The organism is Microbacterium sp. 67-17 (assembly GCF_001898325.1).
GTDB lineage: Bacteria > Actinomycetota > Actinomycetes > Actinomycetales > Microbacteriaceae > Microbacterium > Microbacterium schleiferi.
Map to the genome: position 1 here is coordinate 13,812 of NZ_MKTR01000032.1, position 26,030 is coordinate 39,841.

27 protein-coding genes are annotated in these 26,030 nt (G+C 67.4%); 4 read left to right on the top strand and 23 right to left on the bottom strand.

The genetic code is table 11. The features are described 5' to 3' along the window. Positions 1-50: 50 nt before the first annotated feature. From BGO47_RS12835 to BGO47_RS12845, 3 genes are all read right to left on the bottom strand, one after another. Positions 51-1,127, bottom strand: coding sequence for a BMP family ABC transporter substrate-binding protein (locus BGO47_RS12835; RefSeq protein WP_292712484.1), 1,077 nt, complete (start codon positions 1,125-1,127; stop codon positions 51-53). 85 nt (positions 1,128-1,212) lie between these two features. Beyond that, the gene (locus BGO47_RS12840; protein WP_292712486.1) at positions 1,213-1,785 is read right to left on the bottom strand and encodes a TIGR00725 family protein; all 573 of its coding nucleotides are present in this window, start codon (positions 1,783-1,785) and stop codon (positions 1,213-1,215) included. Continuing rightward, positions 1,782-2,786: a carbohydrate kinase family protein gene (locus BGO47_RS12845; protein WP_292712488.1), complete on the bottom strand. Its 1,005-nt coding sequence runs from the start codon at positions 2,784-2,786 to the stop codon at positions 1,782-1,784. The genes BGO47_RS12840 and BGO47_RS12845 overlap by 4 nt, the downstream gene beginning before the upstream one ends. A 137-nt stretch (positions 2,787-2,923) precedes the next feature. Here BGO47_RS12845 and BGO47_RS12850 point away from each other — a divergent pair, with 137 nt between their 5' ends. Then, a complete protein-coding gene (locus BGO47_RS12850; protein WP_292712490.1) occupies positions 2,924-3,709 on the top strand; it encodes a GntR family transcriptional regulator in 786 nt (261 codons plus the stop codon). Here the strand turns inward: BGO47_RS12850 and BGO47_RS12855 are convergent. Next, positions 3,686-4,684, bottom strand: coding sequence for an aldo/keto reductase (locus BGO47_RS12855; protein WP_292712492.1), 999 nt, complete (start codon positions 4,682-4,684; stop codon positions 3,686-3,688). The genes BGO47_RS12850 and BGO47_RS12855 overlap by 24 nt on opposite strands. A 149-nt stretch (positions 4,685-4,833) precedes the next feature. Here BGO47_RS12855 and BGO47_RS12860 point away from each other — a divergent pair, with 149 nt between their 5' ends. Both BGO47_RS12860 and BGO47_RS12865 read left to right on the top strand, forming a co-directional pair. Continuing rightward, positions 4,834-6,189 (top strand): NtaA/DmoA family FMN-dependent monooxygenase, encoded by a 1,356-nt coding sequence (locus BGO47_RS12860; protein ID WP_292712494.1) that lies wholly within the window; start codon positions 4,834-4,836, stop codon positions 6,187-6,189. Positions 6,190-6,212: 23 nt separating this feature from the next. Beyond that, positions 6,213-7,577, top strand: a complete 1,365-nt coding sequence (locus BGO47_RS12865; RefSeq protein ID WP_292712496.1) for an amidohydrolase family protein — start codon at positions 6,213-6,215, stop codon at positions 7,575-7,577. An 80-nt stretch (positions 7,578-7,657) separates the two neighbouring features. Here the strand turns inward: BGO47_RS12865 and BGO47_RS12870 are convergent, their stop codons facing one another. The 5 genes from BGO47_RS12870 to BGO47_RS12890 all read right to left on the bottom strand — a co-directional run bounded on the left by BGO47_RS12870 (position 7,658) and on the right by BGO47_RS12890 (position 11,969). Further along, positions 7,658-8,149, bottom strand: coding sequence for a MarR family winged helix-turn-helix transcriptional regulator (locus BGO47_RS12870; protein ID WP_292712498.1), 492 nt, complete (start codon positions 8,147-8,149; stop codon positions 7,658-7,660). 42 nt (positions 8,150-8,191) lie between these two features. Then, entirely contained in the window at positions 8,192-9,091 is a 900-nt protein-coding gene (locus BGO47_RS12875; RefSeq protein ID WP_292712500.1) for a VOC family protein, read from the bottom strand. Continuing rightward, complete coding sequence (locus tag BGO47_RS12880) at positions 9,088-9,459, bottom strand: DoxX family protein (RefSeq protein WP_292712501.1); 372 nt, start codon at positions 9,457-9,459, stop codon at positions 9,088-9,090. Before BGO47_RS12880 ends, BGO47_RS12875 begins: the two co-directional genes overlap by 4 nt. Before the next feature lie 191 nt (positions 9,460-9,650). Beyond that, a complete protein-coding gene (locus BGO47_RS12885; protein ID WP_292712503.1) occupies positions 9,651-11,162 on the bottom strand; it encodes an MATE family efflux transporter in 1,512 nt (503 codons plus the stop codon). Positions 11,163-11,627: 465 nt separating this feature from the next. Further along, entirely contained in the window at positions 11,628-11,969 is a 342-nt protein-coding gene (locus BGO47_RS12890; protein ID WP_228179421.1) for a metalloregulator ArsR/SmtB family transcription factor, read from the bottom strand. 80 nt (positions 11,970-12,049) lie between these two features. Between BGO47_RS12890 and BGO47_RS12895 the strand changes: the two genes are divergently transcribed. Next, positions 12,050-14,083 carry a heavy metal translocating P-type ATPase gene (locus BGO47_RS12895; RefSeq protein WP_292712506.1) on the top strand — a complete coding sequence of 678 codons (2,034 nt, stop codon included), beginning with the start codon at positions 12,050-12,052 and terminating at the stop codon, positions 14,081-14,083. A 40-nt stretch (positions 14,084-14,123) separates the two neighbouring features. Here the strand turns inward: BGO47_RS12895 and ccsB are convergent, their stop codons facing one another. From ccsB to BGO47_RS12965, 14 genes are all read right to left on the bottom strand, one after another. Continuing rightward, complete coding sequence (gene ccsB, locus BGO47_RS12900) at positions 14,124-15,137, bottom strand: c-type cytochrome biogenesis protein CcsB (RefSeq protein ID WP_292712508.1); 1,014 nt, start codon at positions 15,135-15,137, stop codon at positions 14,124-14,126. Between the two features lie 34 nt (positions 15,138-15,171). After that, complete coding sequence (locus BGO47_RS12905; protein WP_292712510.1) at positions 15,172-15,879, bottom strand: M23 family metallopeptidase; 708 nt, start codon at positions 15,877-15,879, stop codon at positions 15,172-15,174. Between the two features lie 191 nt (positions 15,880-16,070). Continuing rightward, a complete protein-coding gene (gene lnt / locus BGO47_RS12910) occupies positions 16,071-17,684 on the bottom strand; it encodes an apolipoprotein N-acyltransferase (RefSeq protein WP_292712512.1) in 1,614 nt (537 codons plus the stop codon). Continuing rightward, positions 17,684-18,625 (bottom strand): cytochrome c oxidase assembly protein, encoded by a 942-nt coding sequence (locus BGO47_RS12915; RefSeq protein WP_228179426.1) that lies wholly within the window; start codon positions 18,623-18,625, stop codon positions 17,684-17,686. The genes lnt and BGO47_RS12915 overlap by 1 nt, the downstream gene beginning before the upstream one ends. Before the next feature lie 22 nt (positions 18,626-18,647). Then, entirely contained in the window at positions 18,648-18,908 is a 261-nt protein-coding gene (locus BGO47_RS12920; protein WP_228179427.1) for a zf-TFIIB domain-containing protein, read from the bottom strand. Beyond that, positions 18,905-20,596, bottom strand: coding sequence for a cytochrome c biogenesis protein ResB (locus tag BGO47_RS12925; protein WP_292712515.1), 1,692 nt, complete (start codon positions 20,594-20,596; stop codon positions 18,905-18,907). Before BGO47_RS12925 ends, BGO47_RS12920 begins: the two co-directional genes overlap by 4 nt. After that, a complete protein-coding gene (locus BGO47_RS12930; protein WP_292712527.1) occupies positions 20,577-21,341 on the bottom strand; it encodes a cytochrome c biogenesis CcdA family protein in 765 nt (254 codons plus the stop codon). The genes BGO47_RS12925 and BGO47_RS12930 overlap by 20 nt, the downstream gene beginning before the upstream one ends. Further along, entirely contained in the window at positions 21,341-21,943 is a 603-nt protein-coding gene (locus tag BGO47_RS12935) for a TlpA disulfide reductase family protein (protein ID WP_228179428.1), read from the bottom strand. Before BGO47_RS12935 ends, BGO47_RS12930 begins: the two co-directional genes overlap by 1 nt. Then, positions 21,940-22,275 (bottom strand): DUF6804 family protein, encoded by a 336-nt coding sequence (locus BGO47_RS12940; RefSeq protein ID WP_228179429.1) that lies wholly within the window; start codon positions 22,273-22,275, stop codon positions 21,940-21,942. The genes BGO47_RS12935 and BGO47_RS12940 overlap by 4 nt, the downstream gene beginning before the upstream one ends. Then, positions 22,272-22,814 (bottom strand): signal peptidase II, encoded by a 543-nt coding sequence (locus tag BGO47_RS12945; protein WP_292712518.1) that lies wholly within the window; start codon positions 22,812-22,814, stop codon positions 22,272-22,274. The genes BGO47_RS12940 and BGO47_RS12945 overlap by 4 nt, the downstream gene beginning before the upstream one ends. Beyond that, complete coding sequence (locus BGO47_RS12950; protein WP_228179431.1) at positions 22,804-23,310, bottom strand: hypothetical protein; 507 nt, start codon at positions 23,308-23,310, stop codon at positions 22,804-22,806. The genes BGO47_RS12945 and BGO47_RS12950 overlap by 11 nt, the downstream gene beginning before the upstream one ends. Before the next feature lie 10 nt (positions 23,311-23,320). Beyond that, positions 23,321-24,340 carry an NAD(P)-binding domain-containing protein gene (locus BGO47_RS12955; protein WP_292712520.1) on the bottom strand — a complete coding sequence of 340 codons (1,020 nt, stop codon included), beginning with the start codon at positions 24,338-24,340 and terminating at the stop codon, positions 23,321-23,323. Continuing rightward, complete coding sequence (locus BGO47_RS12960; RefSeq protein ID WP_292712522.1) at positions 24,340-25,005, bottom strand: thioredoxin domain-containing protein; 666 nt, start codon at positions 25,003-25,005, stop codon at positions 24,340-24,342. The genes BGO47_RS12955 and BGO47_RS12960 overlap by 1 nt, the downstream gene beginning before the upstream one ends. 91 nt (positions 25,006-25,096) lie before the next feature. Further along, the gene (locus tag BGO47_RS12965; protein ID WP_228179434.1) at positions 25,097-25,564 is read right to left on the bottom strand and encodes a hypothetical protein; all 468 of its coding nucleotides are present in this window, start codon (positions 25,562-25,564) and stop codon (positions 25,097-25,099) included. Positions 25,565-26,030 lie beyond the last annotated feature (466 nt).

Here is a 26,030-nt window from a genome sequence, read left to right on the forward strand (position 1 = left end):
GGAACGGGGCGGTTCGGCGGAGGGGCCGCGGGGACCCCTCCGCCGAATGATCAGAGTGCGGGCGCCGTGAACTCTGCGAGTTCCTCGGGCGTTGCAGGGGGGACCAGTGTTCCGTCCGAGATTGCGGTCGTGGCGGTGTCGACGACGGTCAGGATGTCGGACGAGAGGGAGTCGATGTTCTCCTGGCACAGGCCCACCCCGCCGTCTGCGAGGCCCAGGGTGACGGTGCCACCCTCGAAGGTGCCTTCGGCGGCCGCGGTGTTTTCTCGGAGTACTGCACCGGCGACATCCTTGACGGCCGACGTGAGGAAGTTGTCGGGGGCCAGATCTACCTTGCAGGTGTCGGTGCTCACGACCCAATGGCCGTCACCGAGTTGCTTGGCCGCGTCAAAGACGCCGATCCCGCCGCCGCCGGCGACATCCATCACGATGTCAGCACCCTGGTCGTAGAACCCGAGGGCAAGCTCCTTGGCCTTGGCCGAGTCGGCGAAGCTGCCGACATAGGCTGCCGTGACGGTTGCATCGGGGTTGACCGATTCGATCCCCGCAGCGAAGCCGGAGTAGAAGCGCTGTACGGCGGGGATCTCCATTCCGCCGACAAAGCCGATCGTGTCGCTCTCCGTGGTCAGGCCGGCGACGATCCCCGCGAGGAATGCGGCCTCTTGCTCCTTGAACAGCACCCCCGCGACGTTAGGCAGGGGGGTGCCAGCCTCATCGAGAGCCTCGGAGTCGATGATCGTGAACAGTTCGTCGGGGTTGGCCTGGGCGACCTCGACGATCGCGTCGGCCAGGAGGAAGCCAACGGCGGTCGTCACCGTCGACCCGGTGCTGATGGCCTGCTGCAGGTTGGTGACGTACTGCGACTGATCGGAGGACTGCAGGACTTGGGCCTTGCCGCCCAACTCCTCGGCGCTCTGGTCGATTCCGAGCTTGGCGAGGTCATTGAACCCCTTGTCGCCGAGCCCGGCCTGGTCCGTGACCATGGTCCAGACGAACTCGTCTGCGGATTCGGTGGCGGTGGGCGTGCCGGATGACGAGCAAGCCGTCAGTGTCAGTGCGCTCGCCGCGACGACGGCGAACAGGGTCAGGGACGCGCGGCGGATACCAGCGCGGCGGATGTGGGTCACAAGTACTCCTCGAGATCGTCGGGTGGGTTGTCGGTGGTGCGAGGGGTGGTGCGGGGATGTGACAGGTGGTGCAGGCAGGGCGCGGTCATTGACCGGCCCAGCCCGTGAACGCCCCGAGGCGCGAGCCTGCGCGCGGTTCGCGCGCCCGTTCGAGGGCAACCACGACCGCGGTCGCAGCGTCCGGGACGAAGCTGAGGGGCGTCACGCGACGGTCATCGAGCCAGACGCCCTCATCGAGGGTGGGCCCGAGTCGGTCCGCCCACCCGGTGGTCCCCTGAACGATGACGGTGGGGACGCCGGAGTCGTATGCGATCGTGACCTCGTTGAGTGTGCCCACTCCGCCGCCGACCATGACTATCGCGTCGCAGCAGCGCGCGGTCAGCACGTTACGGATGGTGCCCATGCCGGTCGGGAAGACGAGAGTGACGTACGGGTTCGCTTTGGCAGGGTCGGCGTAGGGCAGGAACCCGATGGTCAGGCCGCCCGCTTCGAAGGCGCCCTTGCACGCGGCCTCCATGACACCCCCCGTCCCGCCCGAGACCAGCGCCGCGCCGGCTTCTGCCACGCCGCGCCCGACTGCTTCGGCTACCTCCAGGACATGCGGCGGTAGGTACTCGCCCTCGCGCCAGCTGCGTCCGATCACACCGATCTTGATCATCGAAGCCCTCCGTGAAGAATGTCGTCGACCGGCCGCACGGCTGCGGCCAGTCGTGCCGCGCGTTCGGCGACGTCGTCGGGGTCGACCTGCAGGAGGTCGAGAGGATCGACAGCGGCGACGGCGAACGATGCACTGGCCGCGCCCAGAGCTGCGGCGGCAACGATGTCGAGCCCTCGGGCGCGTCCGACGAGGAAGCCGCCGCAAAACGCGTCACCGGCACCGGTCGGATCCAGCGGCCGGTCGGGGTGCGCAGGCACGCGCCACCGGCGCTGGCCTTCGGCGATGAGCACGCCGTCCGCTCCCGATTTCAGCACGATCGATCCGGCTCCCGCAGCCGACAGCCGCTCGATTGACTCGGGTACCGACGCGCCTGGATCGATGACGTCGAGGTCGGAAGTGCTCGGCAGGAACACATCGATGTGGGCAAGCGTGGGGCTCAAGCGCTCGTAAGGGGCTCCGATCAGGTCGGAGCGGGCGGGGCAGTCGGTGTGCAGCGTGCCCGGGGCCTGTGCAAGGGCAGTGACCAGGGCGCGATGACGCACCAGGGGAAGCAACGGTAGATGCCAGTGCGTGACCTCGTCGATCCAGGACTGCGGCACGTGCTCGGGGGTGGGAGCGCCGAGGACGAGCGTGTCGGGATCCCCCGTGGTGTCGATGAACTGCACCCGCGTCGAGGCGGGTAGGTGCGCGATCAGGTCCTCGGGGACGGGCTGGATGCGTCCGCCATCGGGCAGGTGCGCAAACGTCAATCGCACCGGATGGGGCCGCGCGATGCGCGTGATCGCCGAGACGTCGATCCCGGCGTCGGAGATCCTTTGGATGACCTCGTCGGGATAGTCCTCGCCGACGATGGTCACCACCCGGGGCGCTGCGCCTGCGATGAGCGCACCCAGGCTCGACCAGAGGGCGTTACCGCCGACCTTGCCGGTCAGGGGACGACCGTCGGGCGCGATGACACTGTCGAAACTGAAGGAGCCGCAGATCGCGATGGTGGAGCTCATGTCTCCATGTTGTTCATTGTTGAGCAATGCTCAAAGCCAGAAGCAAGTCTGTTTACATGACCTTTACGTTGGTAATCTCTTTGTCACAATCAGCCGTCCCCAATGGACAAAGATGGTGCAGAGAAGGGGGTGGGTCATTGTCAGACGAATCGGCGCTCGCGATCGGCCCCGTCCGTGATCGCAGACCGCTCTCGGTGCAGGTGTACGACCGACTCGTGGGGGCCCTGCGAAGCACTGCACGGCCGGGCGACATCATCCCGCCCGAGATCGAGCTCGCCGCCGAGCTGGGCGTCAGCCGAACGGTCCTGCGGGAAGCCTTGCGGCTGCTCGAGGAGGACGGCGTCATCGAACGGGCTGCGGATCCGCGACGACGCCAGCTAGCCCATCCCGGGGCACGGCCGCCGGCCTACAATGCACCGATCGAGGAGATGCTGCGCACGCACGGGCAGCTCTCTGTGGAGGTGGTGCGCACCGAGCGCGTCAGTTCGACGAACTGGAGTCGCGCGCTGCTGGAACTCGCCGATCCGGATGAGACGCTGCTGTGCCGCGAGAGCCTGCTCACGGTCGACAGCGAACCGGTCGCGTCGGCCCTGGAGTTGGTCCCCACCCGCGAGGGGGCCGCGCCGCTCGCCCTGGTCGAACAGGCCGCAGGTCAGCCCCAGTCGCTGTTGTCGGCACTCGGCGCGCAGTTTCGCGCCCGGTGTGCGCCGTCGTTCTGGCGGATGGGCGCCGCCGGATCAGCGGGATCGCGCACGGGCTTCCGTGAGGTTCCCCGCGGTCACCTCACGAGCCTCACGACCGTCCTCAGTCGCGGAGGCCGGCCTGTGTTCCTCGCGAAGTACCTGATCCGGTTGGATGCAGCGATCCTGGTCGTCGGCGACGACTCGGACGGCCCCGACTCACTGACCCTCGACGCCCTCTGATCCACGCCCTCCCCGGCGCGCCTCGGGCGAGAGCCCAGGCGGGGTCCATCCCTCGTTTCGGGGGTCGATGCTCGTACCGGGGGCAACAATGGCATCGATCGCGTCCAGGGCTGGGGCATCCAGGGCGGTATCGGCGGCTGTGAGCAACTCGGTCAGCTGCTCGGGAGTGCGCGGTCCGATCAGCACCGAGGTGATGCCGGGGTGCTCGCCGACCCATCCCAACGACAGTTCGGTGAGGGTAAGGCCAGCGTCATCGGCGACGCGGCGCAATTGCTCGGTCACGGCGAGCTTCCGTTCGTCGTCCGCGCGCACGAACGGGTTGCCCTGGGCTGCACGGCTGCCCGCCGGTGGCTCAGCGCCGCGTCGGTACTTTCCGGTAAGCCACCCCCCATTGAGTGGTCCCCATGCGATCACGCCGATCCCATGGCTTTCCGCGGCGGGCAGGACGGCGCGCTCGATCCCACGGACAAGAATCGAGTACGGCGCCTGCTCGCTCGTCATCGGAGCCGCGCCTGTTCGCTCGGCCACCCACTGCGCCTCCACGAGCATCTCGGCAGGAAACACGGATGACCCGCTCCAGCGGATCTTGCCCGCCGCACGCAGTCGCTCCAAAGCGGTGACGGTCTCCTCGAGCGGGGTCGCCGGATCCGGCCGGTGCAGCTGATAGAGGTCGATCCGATCGGTTCGGAGCCGCCGCAAGCTGTCGTCGACCGCCCGCTCGATCCACCGGGCGGACGCGCCGGCGCGCGTCGGATCACCGCCCATGGGAAGTCCGACTTTGGTCGCAAGGACCACATCGTCGCGACGAGCACCGAGCACGCGGCCGAGGAGCTCTTCGACGGCACCGTCGCCGTAGACATCCGCTGTGTCGATCAGCGTGATGCCGGCATCCAGCGCGGCATGCACGATCCTTGTTGCGGTGCGCTCGCCCTCATGGAGCGGAAGCGACATCGTCCCGAGCCCGACGCTGCTCACGACCGGCCCTCGTGTACCCAATGCTCGTGTGCGCATCGTCATCCCCTCTTGCCGTGTGTTACGGCTGCGTAAATAGATCCACGTGTGGACTGGACATTGATCAACAATGAACAATACTGAGGTCGGTCATGAATCGGAAGGAGCAGGAGATGGACCGGATCTACGTCGGCGTCTTCGAGATGTTCGGCTCACCCAGCGCTCGGGGTGTGAGCGCATGGACGCACCCGCGCAGCGACCTCACCCGCTTCCACGATGTCGCGCACTGGGTCGATCTCGCGCGGACGCTGGATGAGGCCGGCTTCGACTGGCTGTTCTTCGCCGACTCATTCGGGTACCCGACGGTCGGTGGACAGATGGTGGATGCCGCCGCCCGCTGGGGCATCAATTTCCCCCTGCTCGACCCCCAGCTACTCCTGCCGATCCTCGCCGCGAACACCCGCGACATCGGGCTGGTCGTTACCGAGACGACGGGGCTGCATCATCCGTTCGAGACGGCCCGACGCTTCGCGACGCTGGATCACCTGGCCGACGGCCGTGTGGGGATGAATGTGGTCACCGGCAGCATCCAGAACGTCGTGGCAGATCTGTTCGGCCACGAGCGCATGCGCGAACACGACATGCGATACGACATGGCGCAGGAGTATCTCGATCTGGCCCGTCGCTACTGGGAGGAATCGTGGGAGGACGGCGCCCTGGTGCAGGACCCGTCGACGCCTGTGTATGCCGACCCCGCGCGTCTTCACCGCATCGAGCACGACGGCCGGTTCTACCGCTCGTCGGGCTATCTGACAGTCGACCCCTCTCCGCAGCGCACGCCGGTCATCTTCCAGGCGGGATCCTCGGGGCGGGGTAAGGAGTTTGCCGCGGCAAACGCCGACTGCGTGCTGTTGCAAAGCGCCGATCCCGCACAGATGGCGGCGAACATTGCCGACATCCGGGCGCGCGCCGCGGCGCACGGTCGCGACCCGCGCAGCATCCGGGTCGTTGCGACGCAGTCGTTCTTCGTCGCCGAGGACGCGCGCGACGCGCAGCGCCTGCGCGATCAGTTCCGTGACGCGCAGACGATCGAGGTGGCTGCGGCGATGTTCGTGTCCAACACGGGCATCGACCTGCTCGCGCTCGACCCTGACAAGCCTCTCTCGCAGGTGCCGCTCGATGACGTCGTGGGCCAAATGGGCCAGAGCAACATCGATCGCTTTGTGGGCCCGGACGGCGAGGGACCCACCGTCGCCGAGATCCTTGAGCAGCTGCGCGTGCGCGGCATCCGCGGATCGCAGATCGTCGGCACGCCCGAGCAGGTCGTTGATCGCATCGAGGATCTGCTGGCGGCGACCGATCTCGACGGGTTCATGCTGGACCCCCTCTTTGGCGGCGAGGACGTGCGGGACTTTGCCCGACTGGTCATGCCCGAGCTGCGCCGGCGGGGCCGAATCCCCGAGGCAGGAGTGGGCGGCACGCTGCGCGAACGGCTCTTCGCCGCAGATACCGCGACACCGCGCCTCTGAGTGTTGCTCGCCCTGAGAGAGCCATGACGACGACCGCGATCCGAAATGCGACAATCCTGGCCGAAGCTGGGGAGATCGTCGGCGATGTGCTCGTCGTGGGCGACACCGTCACGTCCGTGGGGCCGCGGGTCACCGGCTCGGTGGACCGCGAGATCGACGGCACCGGCGCGATCGTCACCCCGGGGCTCGTGCAAACGCACGTGCATCTGTGTCAGACCGCCTTCAGCGGGCTTGCCGAGGACCTCGACGTCATGCAGTGGCTTGACCGTTGGATCTGGCCGCTCGAGCAGCTGCTCACGGCTGGCGATCTCGCGGTGTCAGCGCGCTGGGGCATCACCGAGATGTTGCTCTCAGGGACAACCACCTTCCTCAGCATGGAGACGGCCCATCACACGGATGCCGCCTTCGAAGCGGCAGTCGAGCTGGGGGCCCGCGCGACGATCGGCAAGGCGATCATGGATCGTCGCGAGCCCGGTACGGACCTCATCGCCGAATCGACGAAGGAGGCGTGGACCGATCTGTTGAGGCTGACGCGCACGTGGCACGGCGCTGCTGAGGGGCGCGTGCGCGTGGCGATATCGCCGCGCGCACCGAGCGCAGCGACCGAGCAGCTCTGGGCGGATGCCCTGGAGCTCGCGATCCGCACCGACGCAGTCGTGCACACGCACGTGAACGAGAATCGCCGGCAGGCCGAGGGAGTCGCCGCCGAAAACGACGCGCGAGATGTGCGGTATCTCGACCGACTCGGCGCTCTGACCCGGCGCACCGTGCTCGCCCACGGCGTATGGCTCGACGACGACGAGGTCGAGCTTCTGGCTCGGAGCGGTGCGACGATCGCGCACTGCCCCAGCGCCAACCTCAAGCTCGGCTCCGGCATCGCCGACATACCCCGCCTCCTCCGGCGGGGCGTCAACGTGGGCGTGGGTACCGACGGGGCGGCCTGCAACAACACCCTCGACGCGCGCACGGAAATGCGCCTCGCAGCCCTGTTGCACCGACGCCGCGGCGACGCGGCGGTCGTCAGTTCGGCGGACGCATTGCGGATGGCAACTCGCAACGGCGCTCGTGCCCTGGGGCTCGGCCCGAGGTACGGCACGTTGCGGCCCGGCGCGGTCGCAGACGTAGCCGTCTTCGATGCGCCACAGTTCGTTCCGGGCACGGGCGAGCGCGCGGTAGACCACCTGACCTTCTCAGGATCAGCGATGCGGGCGCGCACGGTCTTGGTCGGCGGCGCCGTGGTCGTTGACGAGTTCGACCTTGTACGCGCTCAGGCTCCCGCAATCCGACGTGAGGGTGCTGCCCTCCGGTCCGAGCTGCGGACGCGCCTGGCCAGCGGGATATCTCCGTCACGGTCAGCGTCCCCTTCGATCGCCCCGACCCGCGGCTAGTCGCCAGTGCCAGGGAAACGCCGTGGCCACCGCGGCACTATTCATCGGCGCCCTGCTGACGACCATCTCGTCCAGGGAAGCTAGTCGACCGCGGTTTCTTCGTCACCCCGGCAGCTCGGGTCCAGGCGCTTGCCGAGGACGCGGGTGATTCGGGCGAGATCGGCGAGATCCTCGTCGGAAAGCACGTCGATCACCAGTCGACGCACCGTCCCGATGTGACCCGGCGTTGCCCGCACGAGCTCGCGGCGGCCCGCCGATGTGAGGGTCACCTCGGTCACGCGCGCATCCGACGCCGACGCGCTCTTCTCAACGAGACCGCGCTTTTGCAGACGCGTGCACACGTGCGAGAGACGCGAGAGCGTGGAGTTCGTGGCCTCCGCGATCGCCGTCATCGAGGCTCTTGACTCCGGCGCCCATCGCACGAAGGTCAGTGCGGCGAACTCGAAGTGCGTCATCGAGGAATCGCGTTGGAGCTGCGAGTCGAGCTCGGCAGGAAGAAGCATGCAGACGCGGATCAGGCCGGTCCACGCCTCGGCCTCGCTCGGGCTCATCCGCGGAACAGGGAAGGTCATGGTCCACCTATCCTCGCTGCCGACGCCGGGCGTCAGCGCATCTCACGCGCCCGGTGCCTCCGGCGCGACAGTCAGCACCGTTCCCCAGGGATCGCGCAGGCGGACGGCATGGCCGTCATCCTCCACCCCGACGCCAGCATGGCGGGCCCGGTCAGCCAGGGAAAGGACGTCGTCGCGGACGGGCATCCGCAGGCGGACGTCGCCGAGGCCCAGCGATGCTGCGCGCGGCCCGGCACCCGCGCTGTGCCAGGTGTTCAGCCCGATGTGGTGGTGGTAGCCGCCGGCGGAGACGAACAGCGCGCTCCCGAGATCGAACGTGATGTCGAGCCCGAGGGTATCGACGTAGAAGCGGCGCGCCGTGGGGATGTCCCCCACCTGCAGGTGGACGTGCCCGACCGTGGCGTCTTCCGGTTCCGGGCGCTCGGTGTCGAAATGTGTGCGCAGGAACGCGTTCGGATCGATCGCGGTGTTGCGCGGCATCCACCCCGCGGGCATGTTCTGCCACTGCTCTGCGGGCCGGTCCCAATAGAGCTCGATACCGTTGCCCTCCGGGTCTTGGAAGTAGAACGCGTTGCTGAACGTGTGGTCGGTGGCGCCCTGGTAAATGTGAGACGGATGCTGCGCCATCTTCATGACGGCAGCCGACAGGCTCACTCGGTCGGGGAACGCGATGGCGGTGTGGTACAGCCCGGCACCCGATCGGTCGAACGGCGGCAGATCCGGCGTGTGCGTGAGCGTCACGACCGGAGTGCCAGAGCGGCCGAGGGTCGCGGACGCCCCGGACTGGTTGATCACGTCGAGCCCGATGGCGTCGCGATAGAACGCTGTCTGCGCGTCGAGGTCGCCGACCAGAAGCTCGACGGTGTCCATCCGCGTCTCATTTGCGGCGGCTCCCGGGGTCTGGAGCGCCTGCGGGCGCCAGGTGAGCAGGGTGCCTGTCATGACCACACCAGGAATCCGAGGATCGCCGCGGCGGCCGCCAGAGCCGCCAAGACGATGTTCGCCGGGATCATCTTGGCCTCGCCTCGACGCCCGTGGACGATCATCGCGCCGAGTTGGACCAGGACGAGCCCGATCGCGGCGACCGGCGCCAGGACCGGCGCGACTCCGGTGATGGGCGGCAGGATCAGTCCGACAGCACCGAGCACCTCGACAGCGCCGATGAGCTTGACGACGCCCGCGGGAGAGTCTGCGGCCCAGCCCATACCCGATGAGGCAAGTGCTTCCTGTGGGCGAATGAGCTTCGTCCCTCCGGCGAACAGATAGATGAGCGCTAGCAGGCCGGCGATGATCCAGTAGGCGATGAGCATGATGGTCCTCTCGTGGATGCCAGCGCGGGACCCCGCATCGGCAATTAATTGACGCAACAACTTTCAGGGGTGCGCCTATTCCGCAGGCTGGTGACGCTGCTGCGCACCGTGCGGACGGGCGAGCTGTTCGAGCTCCTGCGGCGCAAGAACGCCGGCCGCGCTCAGCACCTGAGGCTGGCTCCGCGCGTCTGTCAGCGACGCGTGCGCCGGCGACGTGGGCGTATCGAGGGGAGCCGCCCGAACAGCCGCCGCGGCCTGTCGGGCACGACCACCGGCACCGGGGCAGTCACGATCGCGTCGACCGCCAGCGATCCGTTTGTCGGTCCGACGATCGGGATGGGCGTGGTCGGTGTCGGTGCGAGCGGCGAGACCGGCATCCGCAGGAGTGCGCGCCGTGCGTGGAGGTACGCGGGCACGAGCACGAGCGTGGCACCGATCCAGGCGAGCGGGTTGCTCCAGACAACCCCGATGAACCCGAACATCGCGCCCAGCACGATCGCAGCCCCCACGCGCATGACGAGTTCCACGATCCCGGTGATGGTCGGGATCAGGGCATGCCCCAGCCCTTGCAGGGCGCCGCGGAGCACGAACAGGATGCCGAGTGCGGCGTAGCTGAAGGCGTTGATGACGAGCATCGCAGCCGCCATCGAGACGACATCCTCGGACCCGCGACCAACGAACAGCTCGACGATCTGGCTGCCGAAGGCGACGAGAACGAGACCGATCACGAGAGCGGCGATCGTCGAGATCAGCAGGGATTGCCTGACGCCGCGCAGGATGCGATCGGGTCGCCGCGCGCCGAAGTTCTGGGCGACGTACATCGACACCGCAAGCCCCAGCGACTGGAGGAGGGCTACAGCAAGCCCGTCGACCCGAGAAGCCGCGGTATAGGCGGCGACCTCGGCGGTGCCAAGCTCGTTCAGCCGCACCTGCACCGTCAGGGTGCCGATCGCGATGATCGACGCCTGGAAGCCCATCGGCAAACCGAGCCGCAGGTGGTCGATCACCTCCGCGCGTCGAAGTCGCCAGTCGGCGCGGTGCACATGGAGGGCAGGAACCCGCCGACGCACGTAGTCCAGGCACCAGATCACCGAGAGAGCCTGGGCGATGACGGTGGATGCCGCGGCTCCGGCGACACCCCACTGGAGGGGTCCGACCGTGACGATGACGAAGGCGACGTTGAGCGCACAAGCGATGCTCAAGAACACCAAGGGAGTGCGCGAATCGCCGATCGCCCGGATGATCGCCGAGAGGTAGTTGAAGAACATGATCGCGCCCGAGCCCAGGAAGCTCACCTGCGCGAACACCGCCGCTTGGGGAATCAGAGCTGGGGGCGTCTGCATCAGCACGAGGAGCGGTTCGGCGACCAGCGGCGCGATAACGGTCAGGACCACGGATGCTGCGGCCGTGAGCACCGTCCCGACAGCTACCGACCGGCGCACCCCTGCGGCGTCATGCGCGCCGAAGGCCTGCGCCGTCGGGATCGCGAAGCCCGTCGTCATTCCCCAGGCAAAGCCGAGCAAGAGGAACAGCAGGCTGCCCGTCGCGCCAACCGCCGCGAGCGCATCCACGCCGAGCTGGCGACCGACAACGATCGCGTCCACAAACTGGTAGAGCTGCTGCACGACGTTGCCGATCAGCAACGGTACGGAGAACAGAAGGATCACCCGCCAGGGGTGTCCGGTGATCAGGCTGCGCGCCATTCGTGCCCTCGAGTCGTGCGTCGAAGATGGGAAGACGGTGTCGTTGAGGGCACCACGATCCAGTGTATCGAATCGATTCGACACACTGGAAGGGAGGTCCGACGGTTCGCGCGGCGGCGAACTCCTGCAACCGGAGGCCAGGCCTTCCTAGGTCTCAGTCACGTCCCTGACGCTCTCTCATCCTCAATCGCCTCGTCTGGAACCCTGACACGGCACCGAGAACGAGACACACCGCGGCAAGCGGAACTGCGACCTGCCACCAGGAGTTGCCTGCGAGCAGGTTCGCGAACAAGATCAGCAGACAAAGGCCGTTCAATCCCAAGGCCACGTAGGCGTATTCAGCAGATGTCCACTTCCGCCGGTCGGATCGACGTGAACCGCTCGCGCTCACCGGGTTCCTTTCCATGTCGTGCCACTGATAGCCAATCCGGCCGTTGCCTATGCACGGATTCTGAACCCGCCCCGCTAACCCCGTTTGGATTCGGAGGCGAGGTGAGACAAATGGCCCACGGCCTCATCCAGAAGTTCTGCAACATGCTCGTCGTACAACACGTAGTGCACGTGACGTCCGTCCCGGCTTCCCTCCACGAGGCTGAGGTGTCGCAGCAGCCGCAGGTGGTTGGATACGGTGGTCTGTCCCGACCCCAGTTCTTCGCTGAGCTCTGTGACTGTGCTCGGCCGGGCGCGCAGCACGCTCAGGATACGCAATCGCACGGGTGAGGCGAGAGCCTGCATGATCTCCGAAAGTCGCTCGGCGTCCGCAACTGATAGCACGCCATCCGCTTCGTGCAGGATCTCATCAGTCATGGACACCATTCTGCCCCCGCCGAATACGATAATCATACACATTTACAACATATCATGATGTTGTGATGTATGGTGAACGCATGACAGGCACCTCTCGAACTGCAGCACCTTCCACAGACGCACATGAGCATGCGCATGGCTCGACACGGTGGGAGCTGTGGTTTGCGATCGCGTCCGGCGTGACGTACGCGGCCGGGATGATCACGGAGTTCGCGTTGGGGATGCCCTTGCTCGGGATGCCGCTGGCGTTCTTCCTCGCCACCTACTTCTTCGGCGGGTTCTTCACCTTCCGGTCGGCGATCACCTCGACGTTGCGAGGCAAGTTCGAGGTCGATTTCCTCATGCTCGTGGCCGCGATCGGCGCCGCACTGATCGGAAAATGGGCCGAGGGAGCGGTGCTGCTGTTCCTGTTCAGCCTGGGACACGCCCTGGAAGAGTACGCCCTGAGCCGGGCGAGCAAGTCCATCGAGGCCCTCGCGGAGCTCGCTCCTCGCACGGCGCTGGTCCGCCGCGACGGCGGGGAGCCGGTGGAGGTGCCGGTCGAGCAGATCGCGGTCGCGGACATCATCGTGATTCGCCCGAACTCACGAATCCCCTCGGACGGCTTCGTGATCTCGGGCGTCTCTGCCGTCGACCAGTCGGCGGTCACCGGCGAGTCCATCCCCGTGGAGAAGGAACCCGTCACCGATCCCGAGCGTGCGATGCGCACCATAGACACCCTGCCGGCAGCAAACCGAGTCTTCGCAGGAACCGTCAACGGATCAGGAGTGCTCGAGGTCGAGGTCACCGCCACGGCGGCCGACTCGACCCTGAGCAAAGTCGTCGAGCTCGTCCGGACCGCCGACCAGGCCACATCCCCGACCCAGCAGTTCATCGACCGGTTCCAGCGCTGGTACGTGCCCGCCGTGATCATCGGCGTCGCGGCCACCTTGCTGGTGGCGATGTTCGGGTTCGGGCAGCAGTTCAGCGACGCGTTCTATTTCTCGATGACCGTGCTCGTCGCCGCAAGTCCCTGCGCTCTCGCGATCGCCACCCCCGCAGCCGTACTCGCGGGGGTTGCCCGCGCCGCTCGCGCGGGCGTGCTCGTCAAGGGAGGCGCGCCCCTGGAGACCCTCGGTCGGGTCAAGGCGATGGCATTCGACAAGACCGGCACGCTCACCTGGGGCCTTCCCCGCGTCACCTCGGTCATCCCGGTCGACGGCGACGACGGAGCGCTGCTGATCCCGACACTGGTCGCGGTGGAAGCCCTCAGCGATCACCCTCTTGCCACAGCGATCGTCCGCGATCTCGCCGACCGCGTCTCCGAGTCCGAGCGGGTCGACGCCACAGATCTGAACGCGGTGATCGGCCGCGGTGTGCGCGCCACGATCGACGGTGAGACGGTGGAGGTCGGCAACCTCCGCATGTTCGACGAGCAGCAGATCACCCTCCCTCCTGCGCTCGACGCGGCGTACGGACATGCCCGCGACTCCGGGCAGACGCTGATGATCGTGCGGCGCGGCGACCGGTTCCTCGGTCTCGTCGGCGTCATGGACGCCTCCCGCGCGGAGTCGGCCCAGGTGCTCGCCGCGCTGCGCGGCACGAACGTCGGGCGGCTCGTGATGATATCGGGCGACAATCAGCGGGTCGCTGACGCCGTCGGGCGTGAAGTCGGAGTCGACACGGCCATCGGAGAGCTGCTGCCCGAGGACAAGGTCGCCGAGATCACCCGCCTCGCCCAGTCCCACCGCCCGATCGCCATGGTCGGCGACGGGGTGAACGACGCCCCAGCGATGGCGCGCGCCGATATCGGCATCGCGATGGGCGCCGCCGGCTCCACCGTCGCGCTCGAGACCTGCGACATCGCCCTGATGAGCGACGACCTCGGGCGCGTGCCGTTCGCCGTGCGGCTCAGCCGTGCCACCAGCCGGATCATCCGCCAGAACCTGATCGCCAGCCTCGCCGTCGTCGTCTTCCTGATCATCGCCACCTTCGTCGGCCTGAACATCGGCGCCGTCGTCCTCATCCACGAGGGATCCACCCTGATCGTGGTCGGCAACGCCCTCCGGCTCCTCGCCTTCGAGCGCGGAAAGGAACACCACGGCATCGACCACGAGGACAAGCCCGCCCTGTGACCTGCGGGTCGAGCGCTCGACCCGTGCGGTGCGCCTGGGGTCAGCTCAGGCCGGAGTAGGCGTGAAGTCCTTTGAAGAACATGTTGACGACCGTGAAGTTGAAGAGCACCGCGAGGAAGCCGACGATGCACAGCCACGCGGAGCGGGCACCTCGCCACCCCCGTGTGGCGCGGGCATGGATGTAGCCGGCATAGAGCACCCAGATCACGAAGGTCCAGACCTCCTTGGTGTCGAACCCCCAGTATCTTCCCCAGGAGTCATTGGCCCAGATCGCGCCGGCAACCAGTGTGAAAGTCCAGAACACGAAACCGACGATCACGAACCGGTACGCGAGGGACTCGAGCGCTCCCGAGGGCGGCAGCGTGGCCAGGAACCGCGGTCCGCTGTGTGGCGCGCCATCCGCAGGGGCGGCTGCCGTGAGGCGTTCGCGGCGGGCTTGCAGGAGCTGGGTGACCGACAGGCCGCAGGCGATCGCGAACAGTGCGGTGGCAAGGGATGCGACGAAGACGTGGATGACCAGCCACACACTTTTGAGCGGGTCCATGAGTGGGACGACGTCGACGTAGAAGGTGATGGTGGCGCCACCCAGCAGCAGCACCACCATCCCGATGAGGAACGCGCCGAGGAAGCGGAGGTCGTAGCGGCGCAACACAAGCAGGTACACCGCGACGATCAGGACGGTTCCGGTGAGCGCGAACTCGTACATGTTGGCCCACGGCACCCGTCCGGCCGCGATCCCTCGCAGGACTGTGCCGGCCAGGTGGAACAGGAAACCGAGCATTGTCAGCGCCGTTCCGAGCCGTGCCCACAGCGGCCTCGGTTGAGAACGTGCCGGCTCCGGGGCCACCGGGCGCCGTTCCTGCCAGGCATCTGTGACCGCGGGTGCCGTCGCTGCTCCGACCAGCGCCGAGTCCCTCAGCGGCACGGCAACGGGAACGGAGCGACGAGCGAGGTCGATGGTGTACGCGATGAACGCGAGGACGTAGGTGGCGATCGCGGTCCAGACCAGCAACAGTGAGATGCCATCGAGCGTGAGCGCAGATGATCCGGTCATGATGTGGGTGCCTTCTTTGTCAGGGGTTTGGGCCTCAGCCGGCGTTCGCTTGCAGCCAGATCAGTGAGTCGATGGCGGTTTCGTCGATGTACACCTCGAAGTGCAGATGGTTGCCGGTGGAGCGTCCCGTGGTTCCGACCAGTCCGACCGTCTGACCGGCAGTGACGGTCTGGCCGACAGAGACCAGTCGGCTCCCGGTCTGCATATGTGGGTAGACGGTGCGGACGCGCTGACCGTTCAGGACGGACTCGATCATGACGGTGACGCCGTAGGCGCCATAGCCATCCTGCGAGACGCTGACGACACCGCCTAGGGACGCGTAGACCGGGGTGCCACCGGCGGCGGCCATGTCGGTGCCCATATGCGCACCGCCGCGGTCGCCGAACCGGTCGGTCACGGTGAACGGGCCGCCTACCGGCCACCGCACGATGCCGCTGCCGGGGGTGACCATGCTGTAGTCGAACGGCACCAACGCCACGCGCTCCGAAGCGCGAGCACGAGACGCGGCGGCCTCCGCCGCCTCCCTCCGGTCGATCTCCTCCGGGGTCGTAGCCGAGTAGCTGTCGCGCGTGAGCTGTGTCTGCGTCGCGTCGGACGCCACGATGAGAGACTGCGCGTCTTCCGAGGCGACCCGCTGCATTGACGGTGGCAGGGGGTCTGTAGACCGCCAGGCGCCGTATGCGGGCAACGCCACGGTCGTGATCAGTCCGCTGACAATCGCGAGCGCAGTCAGTCTCCGCACCGGATGCATCGTCCGGCGACCGCGCGATGGCGCTGCCGCGACGGCCGGCCGCGGGGTGGGGTCCACGATCGTGCGCGACGGGGAGCCTTCTTGCCGGAGACTGCGACGTGTGGGGAACGCGCGAGGCTGGTCGCTCGACGGTTCTCCACCTGGCGGGCTGGACCAGGCCTCGGCGACGGGTCTTGGTGCTCTCATAGCGGTGTCGACCTCCGTGGTTCGGCGTGCTTACGCGGGATGAGGGGCCGGACGCGGTCCTGGATCCCGAGCCCGATGAGGGTGATGGCCGCGAGGACGGGGACCAACCCGGTCAGCCACGGCCCGATGAACACGGCTGCGGTGAGCCCGGTGCGCAATGGAATCGTGCTGATCTCCGCGGCCGTGGTGTCGACGCCGACGCTGTCGGTCGTGCCGCCGCCGGGCGCGATGACTTCGCTGGTGCCCACGGTGGAGACGTTGACCACAGTCCGGCCGGTTTCGATGGCGCGCATTCTCGCGAAGGCGAGCTGTTGCAGGTTCTCGTCGGTCCCTCGGAAGTCGGCGTTGTTGGTCTGGAACACGTAGAGTTCCGCGCCGGCGCGGGCACCGTCCCAGATCACCTGGTCGTAGATGACGTCGAAGCAGATCGCCAGCCCGACACCGACGTCGTTCACGGTGACGATCGGCGGGTTGCTGCCGGGGGTGTACTCCCGCTGGATCAGCCCGACGAGGTCCGGGGCGATGCGTTCATACAGCCAACGGTCGGGTACGTATTCGCCGAACGGAACCGGGTTCACCTTGTCGTGCCACTGGCGGGCATCGACATCGGCTGTCCACAGCAGCGACGTGTTGAACACGTCCGCACCGCGGGTGGTGGCCGCGTTCATCAGCAGTGGCGCCCCCGCCTCGGCCACGACACGGTCCAGCCGAGTCGCGACCGTGGGTGTCCGCAGGGGGTCAGCATCCACGCTGCCTTCCGGCCACACCAGCAGGTCCATCTGCTGTCCGAGCAGCGGTCGGGAGGCGGCTGCCTGCACGTCGAGCATTTCGCCGGGCGCCTTGGTGTCGAAGTAGCCGGCGGGGCCGTTGCCCTGAACCCACCCGACCCGAAGCGTCCCAGCGTCAGTGGTGGGAAATTGCGGGGTTCCGACGAGGACGAGTGTAAGGATCGCGGCGGGGATGATCCCGCGCAAGAACCGAATGCCGCCCGCGCGAACCCATTGCAGAATGCCCGCGCACAGGGCCACGACCAGCAGACTCAGTCCCGTCGCTCCGGTCCATGAGACGGCCTGAACCAGGGGGCCATCGACCTGTGTCATACCAATCCGCAGCCAGGGGAATCCACCGTAGGGCCACGACCCCATCACGACTTCACGCGTGGCCCAGAGCCCGCCGATCAGCAACGGCACGGCGATCAGCTGCACAGCCCCACGCGATCGATACCGCTCCGTCCACCGGTAGGCGAGGGTGATCGGGATGGCCCCGGCACCGAACAGCACGGCCTGCAGGCTGGCGAGAGCCACCCAGGGCACCGGGCCAAGGAACTGCCCGACCCAGACCAGATGGGTGAAGAAGAACACGACGCCGAAAACCGTGCCGACGAGGAATGCGGTGAGGGCGCTGCGGCCGATCAGGCTAACCAGCGACATCGTGACTGCCAACAGCGCCAACGGCCACCACCCGATCGCCGGAGTGGCCAGATCCAGCACGAACCCGCCGGCGCCAGCCACCGCAATCGCTGCCCACAATGGCAGCCGTGCCGTGCGACCCAGAGGGGGTGCGGTGGTCGTTTCCGGCGGAAACGCGGTGGCGAGAGTGGTCGTGGCCATCAGCTGCTGTCCTTTTGACGAAGCGTGTCGAGGTAGGCGTTGTAGGCGTCGAGTTCGGGGTCGCCATGGGTGTCGGCGTAGCGGGCGGCAGCGGCATCCCGGGCGGTGTCATCGCGGAACCAGCGGTGCATGACGAAGATCAGCATCAGCAGGGTCGGCGCTTCTCCGTATGACCAGGCCAGGCCGCCGGCGAGACGCTGGTCCTCGATCGGATCGATGCCCAGCGCCAGCGTGGGCGCGGCGAACGCGTCGACGAGCAGAGTGGTCGCCACCATCAGGAACACCCCGAAGAACGCATGCAGGGCGGCCTCGGCGAACACGTCCAGCGCGCGACCGCCATGGCTGAGTCGCACCGGCAGTGGGTCGGCGGAGAGCACCGGGATGGTGAACAGGATCCCGGCCACCAGGAACCCGACCTCGAGGCCCACGTGTCCCCCGGGTGCTTGGAGGATGCGGTCGGCGGCATCGGCGAGGTACAGCCCGTAGAACGCGAACAGGTACAGCGGAAGCGCCACCCAGGGGCTCAGTGCCCACCGCGCGACGCGGCTGCGCAGTCCCGCGTGTGCTATGCGGAGCATGAGCCGGCCGAGCCCGTGGTGGGGTGTGGCTCGAAGCAGGAGTGTGCCCGGGGATCCGAGCACCAGCAGCGGGGGGATGGCCATCATGAGGGTCAGCTGCTGAAACATGAACACCGAGAACAGTGCGTACCCATATGCCTCCACACCCAGACCGGTGACCGCAGCCAGAGCAACGCAACCGAGCAAGAAGCTGACCGTGCGCCACACCGGCCACCGCCGCCGGCCGATCCACAGTCGGATCGCGCCGGCGAGGTAGGCGGCAGCAAGCACGGCGGCGACCAGCGGCAGCAGCGGGAACGGCAACGGCGCGGGGCTGAGCAAGCTGAGCAAAGTCGGCGGCGTGCCAGGGATCCAGTCGTTCACGATGTCATGTCTGGTCAGGCGATCAGAAGTCGAACAGCTCTCCCAGGAGCCCGTCGCGGCGACGACGCCCGTTCCGGCCCTGGTGCGAGTCGCCCCTGTCGTGGCGGATATCACGGGTACCGGGTTCCGGATATCGCGGGGCACGGGTGTCGGTGGCCCGGTCGAGGATCTTGTCCAGTTCGCCGCGGTCCAGCCAGACGCCGCGACACCCGGGGCAGTAGTCGATCTCGACGCCGGCGCGCTCGCTCACCAGCAGCAGAGTGTCATCAACGGGGCATTTCATCGGGTCTCTCCTTCGGGGTTCGCGCCGCGCGCGCGGTTCAGAGCGGCGGCGTGGTCGTTCGCGATATCACGGACGGCCGTGTGGAGCGTGGGGTCTTCGCCGCGGGCGAGGCCCGCGTATTCGACGTGTACGCCCGCGGGGACGGTTCGGGCTTTGACCCAGATGCGTCGGCGGGGCACGAACAGAGCGGCGAACAGTCCCGCCATGGCGAGAATCGCAAAGGCGAGCACCCATCCGCTGGTGGGATCGTGCTGGATCTGCAGTGACGCGAACCGTTTCACCGGCTCCTGCTCGGACGCTGCCTCCCAGGTGATCGTGCCCCACCCGTTGGGCAGGTTGACGGTGGCGCCGGGGGTGAGCTCGAGGGAGTCCAGCCCCGTGTCGCCGCCGGTGTGCTGGGTGAGTCCGTCGACCTCGAGGGTGTACACCGACCGGGGTGTGCCGTCATCGATGCCGAGGTCTCCGCTGAACACGTTGAGAGTGAGCACCGGGTTGACCACGTCCGGGTAAACGGAAGTGAACGCTCCGGAGGGAAGCACACCCTGAGTGGGGTAGAAGAAGCCGACCAGCCCAAGCTGCTCGGGAAGCCCGTCCGGAATCTTGATGATCCCGAGCGATGTCATGTTCGAGTCCTGCGGCAGGAACGGCTGCGATTCGCTCCACACGACCTCTCCTGCGGCGTCACGGACGGTGAGGGTGGGGGCGTAGCCGTTGCCGAGCAGGTAGATGCGGTCACCGGCGACGGTGATCGGATAGTTCACGATCACGCTCTCGGTCCGGTCGTCCCGACCGGAACTGCGGATCGTGACGTCGGCGGAGAAGTCACCCGCTTGCCCGGCACCGGGCATGCCGGGCAGCTGATAAGAGACCCGGAAGTCGTCGAGGGTGATCGAGTACGGGGCCAAGCGGGTGCCGTCGATGAAGCGGCCGGGGTTGAAGGAGGAATAGTCGCTGAGCGCGTTGACGAACGTCGTGCCCTCCACCACGACCCGCTGGCCGGTGTAGGCGAACCCGCCGCCGATCGCGACCGAGACGAGCACCCCGACCAGAGCGATGTGGAAGACCAGATTGCCGGTCTCCCGCAGATACCCCCTCTCGGCCGAGACCGACGCCCACCCCGGCTCGTCGTAACGGTGGACTCGGTAACCGGCTCGACGCAGCTGGTGCTGCGCTAGCCGTACCGCATCCCCGGCCGGATCCGCAGTGGCTTCGTCGGTCGCGATCATCGTCTCCTGATAGTCGACCAGGCGGGACAGTCGTGCGGGAGTGCGCGGCGGCACGGACCGGAGCGCCTTGTAGTGGTGCTTGGCCCGGGGGATGACGCAGCCGATGAGGGATGCGAACAGCAGCAGGTAGATCGCGGAGAACCAGGGGGACGAGTACACATCGAACAGGCCGACCGCGTCGGCAAGGGGGAACACGTCAGGGTTGTCGCGCTGCCACTGGGTGACCCCGTTGGGGTCGGCGGTGCGCTGCGGGAACAGCGACCCGGGGACGGCGGCGATCGCGAGGAACAGCAGCAGCACCAGGGCGGTGCGCATGCTGGTCAGCTGCCTCCACGCCCACCGGGCCCAGCCGCCCACACCGAGGGCAGGACCGTTGATCTCGGACGGGGCGTCGGAGTCGCGGTGATCAGCGGGGCGCAGCGGGTCGACAACCGTGCCGGTCTCAGAGCGGGACGGGGACATTGATCACCACCTGCTGCAGAGCGGACATCAGCATGGTCCACAACCCGGTCACCATGAGAACCCCGAGCGACACCAGCAGGACGCCACCGATGATGTTCAGGGCGCGGATGTGGCGACGCAGAAGCGACACCGAGCGCGAAGCCCACCCCCAGCCCATAGCGAGCAGGAGGAACGGGAGACCCAGCCCGAGCGAGTAGGCAAGACCAAGCAGGCCGGCTCGGGTGGGATCGCCGAGGTTCCATGACATCGACAGGATCGCCGCGAGCGTCGGACCGATACAGGGGGTCCACCCCACTCCGAGCGCAAACCCGAGAAGCGGGGCGCCGATCAGGCCGGCGCGGCTCTGGATCCGAGGACGGAGGCTACGTTGGGCGATACCGAAGAACCCGATGAACACCAGGCCGAGGACGATCACAACCGCCCCCAGGAGTCGGGTGAGGATGTTGGCGTACTGCAGCAGCAGGAGCCCGAACGTGCCGCCCAGGATCGTCACGGTGACGAAGACCACCGTGAACCCGGCGATGAACAGGCCCACGCCGAGCAGCAGGCGGGTGCGCTCCGCCCTTACCGTCGACCCAGTCCCGGCGGCACCCGGGTTGCTGCCGGCGGCGCCGCCGAGGTAGCCGAGGTAGCCGGGCACCAGAGGCAGCACGCAAGGGGAGATGAACGAGACCAGGCCTGCGAGGGCCGCGATCGGGATCGCGATCCACAGAGCACCGTCGACGACCAGAGGCCCGGGGTTGATCACGGATTCTCCTCGGCGAGGGTGTCGGCGACCAGGGTGGCCAGGATGGAGGCGCTGGCCAGCTGGCCGATGACCCGGGCAGCGACTCTCCCGTCCCGGTCGAGCACCAGCGTGGTGGGGGTGGCCTGGATCGGGGTGACCTGCGCGAACGCGAGCTTGACCTTGCCGTCGTTGACGTCGATCACGCTCGGGTACGTGACGTTGTTGTCGCGAGCGAAAGACAGGGCGGTGGCGGGCTGGTCGTAGGTGTTGACGCCGAGGAATGCGACGCCTTGGTCCTGGTACCTCTGCCAGACCTCTTCGAGCAGCGGCGCCTCGACGATGCACGGACCGCACGCGGCATACCAGAAGTTCACCACCAGCACCCCGCCGCGGTAGTCGTCGCTGGTCACTCTCTCGCCGGTCTCGGTGAGCCCCTCGAAAGCGACCGGTTCACCGCGGTCGGACTCCAGGATCTGCACCACTTGGAAGTCGCCGGCGATGTAGCCCTTCTCGTTCCCGTCCCGATACTGCTGGGCGAGCGAATCGTTGCTCGCACAGCCAGTCACCACGCTGACCGCCAGCAGCGCGAAGACGGCGGCGAAGACGCGGCGGCGAGTCACGAGCGACGCACCTTGATCATCGCTCCGGCGACCAGGAAGATCACCGCGGCAGCCGGTTGCGCGAACGACCAGAGTGGCCCGGAGAACGGAAACGGGAATAGCGGGTTCCACAGCACCGCTATCGCGGCGAACGCCGGAAGCCACCACCACTGCCTGGCCTGTACGGCGAACCAGCCGACGATGACAGCGAGGATCGCGGTGACGAACAGCACCAGGAGGAACCAGTCTCCGCTCATCAGCGCCGGCGCCAGGAACAGGACGACGGCTGCGAGCAGCCCCGGGGCGAAAGCATTGCGCTGATAGACGGACGGCATGCGTTGCTTGGCCATCATGGTCTCCGCGCCTCCGCGACAGGCTCGGGCTCGTTCGTCGCCGCTTCGGCGCGGCGCGCGGTGGCTGCTCCCCGGTGTGCCCAGAGAACGCTGGCGAGGAGGATCACGCCAGCGCCGAGCGCGACGTCGGCGAGGTTGCCGATGAACCAGGTGCCGTAGGCGAGGAAATCGGTGACGTGCCCGACGCCGAACCCGGGTGGAGAGAACAGCCGGTCGATGAGGTTCCCGATCGCACCGCCGAGGATCAACCCGAGTCCCACAGCCCACCACACGGTGCGAGCTCGGACGACGGCGATCACCAGCAGCACCACGGCAGCCACCCCGACGAGCGTCAGCAGCCCGGTGAAGCCAGCGCCCAGGGAGAGGATCGCACCGGGGTTGAACGCGAGCTGCAGTCCGAGCAGATCACCCAGCAGGGGGATGCGCTGCTGGGTGCTCAGCCCCGACACCGCCGCCGCCTTGGTGGCCTGGTCGATCACCACGACCACCGCGGCGATCATGCAGGCGACCGCGAGTCGGGTGCCGCTGTTACGAGCCATCGGTCTTCTCCTCCGTCGAGGGCTGTGCCCGGGTCGCTTCTGTCGCGGCGCGGTCGCGGCGGCGGCGTTCCCAGGCCACCATGAGCACCACGATCAGTGCGCCGCCGATGATGACCACGCCGCTGATGACAGCAAGCACGGGAAAGAGCTCTCCCCCGCCGGAGGCCTGACCGCCGTAGCCGTCGTCCGTGGATTCGGCGGTGGAACGGATAGGAGATGGCTCAAGCGCCTGCTTCGTGGCGGTGAGCTCGGGAGTGGGGGCACTCTCGGGAACCGCGGCCGATTCGAGGGTGAGCGAGATCTCCTGCGGCGCCACGCCGATGGTCGCGTCAGCATCGGGGGTGGCCGAGACGATGCTGTCATGTGCGGCCGCGGATGATGCGGTCGAGAGCACCATGCCAGCTGCCAGCAGCAGGCTCACCCCCAGGGCGACGAATGCGGCAGGACGACATCTGAGCAGCATCGGGGTGGCCTCGGTGGGCGGGGAGGATGACATGGCGTGGCTTTCAGGGACGGTTGATGATGTGATGGGCGATTGTGGTGGCGTCTCGCCAGACCCCGGTGATGGTGTCCGCACCGCGGCCGCTGTACTGCGGCATACCGGCGACGAACAGTCCCGGGATCCCGGTCCGGGTACGGGCTCCCCGCTCGGCGTGCGCGGCATCCGGCAGCCAGTCATCACCCGGTGCGTAGCCGGTGGCGAAGATCACGGAGTCCGGTGAGAGCTCACTGCCATCAGCGAGCGTCACCACGCCGCCGTCTGCGGCAGTCGCCGCGGGAACGATGGAGACCCCGGCGCGGCGCAGCCGCTCGTAGCTGTCGCCGAACACCGGTTCGGGATGCCGCCTGCGGGTGAGCCACGAGACTGCCTGTCCGGCAGCTGACGGGTAGCTGGCGCTCGGCCGGTGCCCCCGCGGGGTGCGTATAGACAAGGTGATCGTGTGAGAAGTGGTCAGCTCACGTGCCAGCTGCACCCCGCTGTTGCCGCCTCCGACGACGAGCACATGTCCCGGCTCGATCTGGTTTGGGTACAGGTAGTCGCTGCTGTGCATCACGACGCCTGGAACGCTCAGGGTCGCAGCCCACTCCGGCACACGCGGATACGCTGCCGCGGCGGTCGCGCACACGACGTTGCGGGTCTGTACGTCCCCTGCGGTCGTGGACAGCAGCAGAGTGGTTCCGGTGCCGGGACGCTCTATTCCGGTGGCACGGACCCCCCAGACCGTCTCGACACGAAGTCCCCCCTCGACGAAGGCCAGATAGTCGACGATCTCGTCAGCGCGGGGACGCCGACGCTGATCGCCGGGGAGCCCTCGAGGCGGGATCACGCTATGCCGGGCGTCGCTGAGCAGCTCCATCGAATGCCATCGAGATGCCCAGCTGCGCTGCCCCTTGCGAGCCGCGTCGATCACGACGAAATCCTGCTGCGGGCGCAGGCCCTTGGCATTCAACGCTGCGGCAACTGCCAGTCCGGACTGCCCGGCTCCGACGATGATCACTCGTCGGTGCGACAGGCTCGTCTGCATCACCGACCACCGGAGAGGGCAGCCGCGATTGCGTCTTCGAGGTCGTTCAGCGTCTGCAGCTCGAGCTTCTCCCCGCCGACGAAGAACGTCGGCGTGCTGCCGACCCCCAGAGCGCGTCCCTCGTTGAAATCGAGCTCCACGCGTTCGGTGGTGGCGGGATCGGCAACGGCCGCATCATAGGCGGTCATGTCCAATCCGAGCTGTTCGGCGAAGCCGCGGAACAGCTCGGCACGAGACTCCTGCGCCTCACCCCACTCCGCCTGTGTCTCGAACAGTCGGTGATACATGTCCTCGAATCGGTCCTGCTGTGCGGCAGCCTCCGCGGCGATCGCCGCGTTCTTCGAGTTGAAATGACCGGGCAGCGGGAAGTATCGCACCACGTAGGTGATCTGGCCGGCGTACCTCTCCCGGATATCCTCGACGATCGGGTAGAACGCGCCGCACGCCTCACACTCGAAGTCCAGGAACTCCACCACCGTCACCGCATCCGGACCACCGTCATCCAGAACGTGCGAGCTCTCTCCCACCACGGAGGTGCCGGTGCTGCTTCCTTCGCCGGGAGCCGGGGTGGGGTTCTGATTGACCAGCGCATAGATGATCGCGACCAGCACCATCACGACGACCACAGCCAGAGTGACCAACGTCGCCTTCACAGGGGTTTTCATTCGAGTACTCCAAACCAAGACACGACACATGACAGAACCCGGGCGTGAGCCCGGGGCGAATCGCCGTCCCGGAAGGACGGCACGCCGAATGTCAGGTTCGGGAGATGCTCAACTGCGTCAGCGAAAGGATGCTCACCCGCGAAATCGTCGACGGGTGGGGAAAGAGCGAGAGTACCCGCGGCCAGATCCCACGATCAGGGAGGACGCGGCTGCGCCACAGCCGGTAAGTCAGCACCGCGAGCACCAGCCCGCACAGCATTCCCAGAACACACAGCGCTGCCCCCATCAGCGCGCTGGCCCCCGAGGATTCGCCAACCACCGTCTGCTGTTCTCTGCCGTCGCGTGCATCGGTGGCGCCGCCACTCAGCGGCTCGACGTGCGGGTCCACGAGTGCGGACATTCCCAGCGGCACCGGCGTGGTGCCATCGGTCTCGAGGTGTCCAGCAGCGGCGATGCCCAACATCAGCAGGAGCGCCAGGCCGAGAGCAGTAACGATCCTCGTTATCAGAAGACGCTCGCTCAGCACGGCTGCGCGCTGAGTTCGAGTCGTCGGGGTCATCACCAAAAGCCTACCGTGGGCACCCATTCTAGGCTATGAACAGGCTCAGACACCGACCAGCTGACGCTCCTTCACCGCCGCGAGCTCCTGCCCCCGGCCACGCCGTGCCGAAAGGTCCTGCTCGTGTCGGACGATTGGGCTGCCCGGCGCATCGTCGGCGCGACATACCGGATCCGACTCGGGAGCGGTCGGCCTGGCAACTACTACTGTAGGTTCCCGCTCGAGATGGCGGATAACCCCAGGGATTCCACGCTAGTTGGCGGTGGTCCCGGACTCAGGATTCCACGGGAAATGGCGGATTCCTACACCGCTCTCTGACGCGCCGACCCTGTCTGGTCAGCGGCCTGTCACGCCTGGAGTCCCGCGGGGTGGTGGTCTTTCGGGCCCGCGGCGTCGTGACCGCGACGGGGTGAGCCATCGTGCGATGGTCAGTGAGAACGACCAAGAACTCACACAGAAAGACGAC